3 protein-coding genes are annotated in these 3,885 nt (G+C 74.1%); all 3 read left to right on the top strand.

Going from position 1 to position 3,885, the window contains the following annotated elements; genetic code table 11:
• Window positions 1-856: 856 nt before the first annotated feature.
• The gene (locus ACFXA3_RS37950) at window positions 857-1,723 is read left to right on the top strand and encodes a 4'-phosphopantetheinyl transferase family protein (protein ID WP_385195092.1); all 867 of its coding nucleotides are present in this window, start codon (window positions 857-859) and stop codon (window positions 1,721-1,723) included.
• Between the two features lie 148 nt (window positions 1,724-1,871).
• Window positions 1,872-3,518, top strand: coding sequence for an acyl-CoA carboxylase subunit beta (locus ACFXA3_RS37945; RefSeq protein WP_385195090.1), 1,647 nt, complete (start codon window positions 1,872-1,874; stop codon window positions 3,516-3,518).
• On the top strand, window positions 3,515-3,769 hold the full coding sequence (locus ACFXA3_RS37940) for an acyl-CoA carboxylase subunit epsilon (RefSeq protein WP_385195088.1): 255 nt from the start codon (window positions 3,515-3,517) through the stop codon (window positions 3,767-3,769). Before ACFXA3_RS37945 ends, ACFXA3_RS37940 begins: the two co-directional genes overlap by 4 nt.
• Window positions 3,770-3,885 lie beyond the last annotated feature (116 nt).

Below are 3,885 nucleotides of genomic sequence, written 5' to 3'. Positions count from 1 at the left end.
GGTCAGGGTCGAAGCCTTTCCTACAGGGGTGGTCGATCTTGAACATATCAAAACCCCGCCCGAGCGGGCGGTCCGGCGGACCACACCCGGCCCGGCCCCGTTGCGGCCCCGACCCGGGCGAGGCCCCGACGCTGCCCCGGCCCGGCCCGCCCCGGTGTTGCCTTGGCCTGGCCTGGCCTGGCCTGGCCTGGCCTGGCCTGGCCTGGCCTGGCCCGCCCCGGCGCGGTCCCGGCGTTGCCCAGGCTCGGTCCGGCGCGGTCCCGGTGCGAGCCCGGCGTTGCCCTGGCTCGGCCCGGCCCGGCCCGGCGTTGCCCTGGCTCGGCCCGGCCCGGCCCGGCGTTGCCCTGGCTCGGCCCGGCCCGGCCCGGCGTTGCCCTGGCTCGGCCTGGCCTGGCCCGGCGTTGCCCTGGCTCGGCCTGGCCCGGCCCGGTCCGGCGCGGTGCCGGTGTGAGCCCGGCGCGGCCCCGGCGTTGCCCAGGCCCGGTCCGGTCCGGCCCGGTCCCGGCGTTGCCGTGCCCTGCCGTGGTCCGGCCTGCCCTGCCGTGGTCCGGCCTGGCCTGGCCCGGCCCGGCGTTGCCCAGGCTCGGTCCGGTCCGGTCCGGCCCGGTCCCGGCGTTGCCGTGCCCTGCCCTGCCGTGGTCCGGCCCGGCCCCGGCCCGGCTCCGGTGTGGCCCCGGTGTGGCCGCGTTCGGGGCCCGGGCCGCCGGGGTGTGGGCCGCGGGGCGGTACCGAGGGTTCCGCGGTGGAGTCTGTGGCGCTCCTCAAGCGGGTTTCGAGGATTCCTCGACCCGGCCCGCCGAGCGTGACAGCGCCGCGTCACCGCCGCCGCCAGCGGAAACACATGCAAGAGAGGGCGATGCCGATGGAAGACCCGCAGCACGACACCGCGCAGCACCACTCCCCGCGGCGCATCACGGCCCCGGTCCACGTCACCGGTCCCGCCGGCCCCTGGGAAGGGGTGCGCGACGGCATGGCCCGGCGCGGCAACGCCTCGGTGTTCACCACGTGGGGCGAATGGCTCACCGCCGCGCTCGCGGAGCCCGCCCTGCGCCCCCTCCTCGGCCGGGACTGGCAGCGCTACCGCCACACCACCGACCCGACCATCCGGTTCCGCTTCGTCGCCTCCCGGCTCGCGGTCCGCTACACGGCCGCCGCCGCCCTCGGTACCGATCCGGCCAAGCTCGACCTCTCGTACAAGCCCGGTGGACGCCCGTACCTGCGCGGCCTGGACCAGATCGACCTGAGCCTGACCCACACCGACGACCTGATCGCGGTCGGCATCAGCCGCAACGGCCGCATCGGCATCGACACCGAACCCGCCGACCGCAGGCTGGCCTTCTCCCTGCTGCGCAACCAGGTGTGCACCGAGGCCGAGCGGGCCGAGCTCGCCGCCCTCCCCGAGGCGGAGCAGACCGCCGGCATGCTGCGCCTGTGGACGCTGAAGGAGGCGTACACGAAGGCCCTCGGCCAGGGCCTGCGCATGGGTTTCTCGGAATTCGGCTTCGCCACGGGCCGTACGGGCGACAGCGGTCTGCTCGCCCCCGACGGCACGCCCGCCGCCCACGGAGAGTGGGCCTTCGGCACCTATCCGGTGCTCGGCCGCTACCTCGTCAGCGTCGCCTGCCACGACGCCGGCCTCGATCCGTCCCGCGACACCGCCGTGTCCACCATGCTCGACGAGGGGTTCGTCGCCATGGTCTCGGGACTGCTGGACCCCGTGTGAACAGGCCCGCTCCCGGCCGGAAACCGGGGCGCCGACCGGGAGCTCGACCGGCTCCCGGGCGGGAATCAAGCCAAGCTGTAGCGCCCGCGGTGAAGCTGGGCGACGCGACACCGGCCGGACCCGGTGCCTCTGTGTCGAAAGGGCCCGTATGAGCATCGTCGAGGAAAGACCACTGGAGACCGTACTCGCGCCGGACTCCCGACCCGCGGCTCCGATCTCCCCGCGCCGGGAGGAGACCCGCTTCGCTTCACTGCGCGAGCGCACCGCGGAACTGCACGCCGTACGCGCGCTGGCCGAGGCCGGACCGAGCGAACGCGCCACCGCAGCCCAGCACTCCAAGGGCAAGCTGACCGCCCGCGAGCGCATCGAGCTCCTGTTTGACGAGGGTACGTTCAGCGAGGTCGAGCAGCTCCGCAAGCACCGTGCCTCGGGCTTCGGCCTGGAGGACAAGAAGCCGCACACGGACGGGGTCGTCACGGGCTGGGGCAAGGTCCACGGCCGCACCGTCTTCGCGTACGCCCACGATTTCCGGATCTTCGGCGGCGCGCTGGGCGAGGCCCACGCCGAGAAGATCCACAAGCTGATGGACCTGGCCGAGGCGGCCGGCGCTCCGATCGTGGGCCTGTGCGACGGTGCCGGCGCCCGCATCCAGGAGGGCGTCACGGCGCTGGCCGGTTACGGCGGCATCTTCCAGCGCAACGTCCGCAACTCCGGCGTCATCCCGCAGATCTCGGTGATCCTGGGCCCCTGCGCGGGGGGCGCCGCGTACTCGCCGGCGCTGACGGACTTCGTCTTCATGGTCCGCGGCACCTCGCAGATGTTCATCACCGGCCCCGACGTCGTCCAGGCCGTCACCGGCGAGGCCGTCACCATGGAGCACCTCGGCGGCGCCGACAGCCACGCCGGCGCCTCGGGCGTGGCCGCGTTCGCCTACGACGACGAGCAGAGCTGCCTGGAGGACGTGCGCCACCTGCTGTCCCTGCTCCCGTCGAACAACCGTGAACTCGCCCCCGCCGGCGACCTCGAGGACCCGGTGGACCGCCGCTGCGAGAGCCTGCTCGACCTGGTCCCGGCCAAGCCCACCCAGGGCTACGACATCCGCGACCTCATCGAGGAGGTCGCCGACCACGGGGACTTCTTCGAGGTCCACGCCCAGTGGGCGCAGAACGTCGTCTGCGCCCTGACCCGCCTCGGCGGCCACGTCGTCGGCATCGTCGCGAACCAGCCGGCCCACCTCGCGGGCGTCCTGGACATCCAGGCGTCCGAGAAGGCGGCCCGCTTCGTCCAGTTCTGCGACTCGTTCAGCATCCCGCTGGTCACCCTGATCGACGTTCCCGGCTTCCTGCCCGGCGTCGACCAGGAGCACAACGGGATCATCCGGCACGGCGCGAAGCTGCTGTACGCGTACTGCAACGCGACCGTCCCGCGGATCAGCCTGATCCTGCGCAAGGCCTACGGCGGCGCGTACATCGTGATGGACTCCCGGTCCATCGGCGCGGACGTCGCCCTGGCCTGGCCCTCGAACGAGATCGCCGTCATGGGCGCGGAGGGGGCGGCCAACGTCATCTTCCGCCGCGAGATCAACGCCTCCGACGATCCCGACGCCACCCGCGCGCAGAAGATCAAGGAGTACCAGACCGAGCTGATGCACCCGTACTACGCGGCCGAACGCGGCCTCGTCGACGACGTCATCGACCCGGCCGAGACCCGCGCGCGGCTCATCACCACGCTCGACATGCTGCGTACGAAGCACACGCAGCAGCCGAGCCGCAAGCACGGGAACGTCCCGCTGTGAGCGCGCCCACGCCGGCTCCGGGCCCCACCCCGGACCCCGTCGGCGACACGTCCGCCCTCGCGATCGCCGCCTCGATCCGCATCACCAGGGGCAACCCGACCGCGGAGGAGGTCGCGGCCCTGGCCGTGCTCCTCACCGCCCGGATCCGGCTCCAGCACGAGGCCCAGGCCTCCCCGACGGAGGCCCGGGTGTACAAGCTGCCCCTGCGCCCCCGAACGTCCTTCATCGCGCCGGGCGCCTGGGCCTCGTAGGCCCTTCCCCACCGCCCGCCCCCCCCCACCAGACAGAATGACGGACAGCCCCCCCCGGGGCCCACCCCCCCCCCCGCGGGGGTGGGCGCGACCCGCGGGGGGACCCCCCCCCCCCC

This window comes from Streptomyces sp. NPDC059456, from assembly GCF_042750055.1.
In the GTDB taxonomy this organism is placed as follows: Bacteria; Actinomycetota; Actinomycetes; order Streptomycetales; family Streptomycetaceae; genus Streptomyces.
This window is presented reverse-complemented; position numbering and strand designations above follow the sequence as displayed.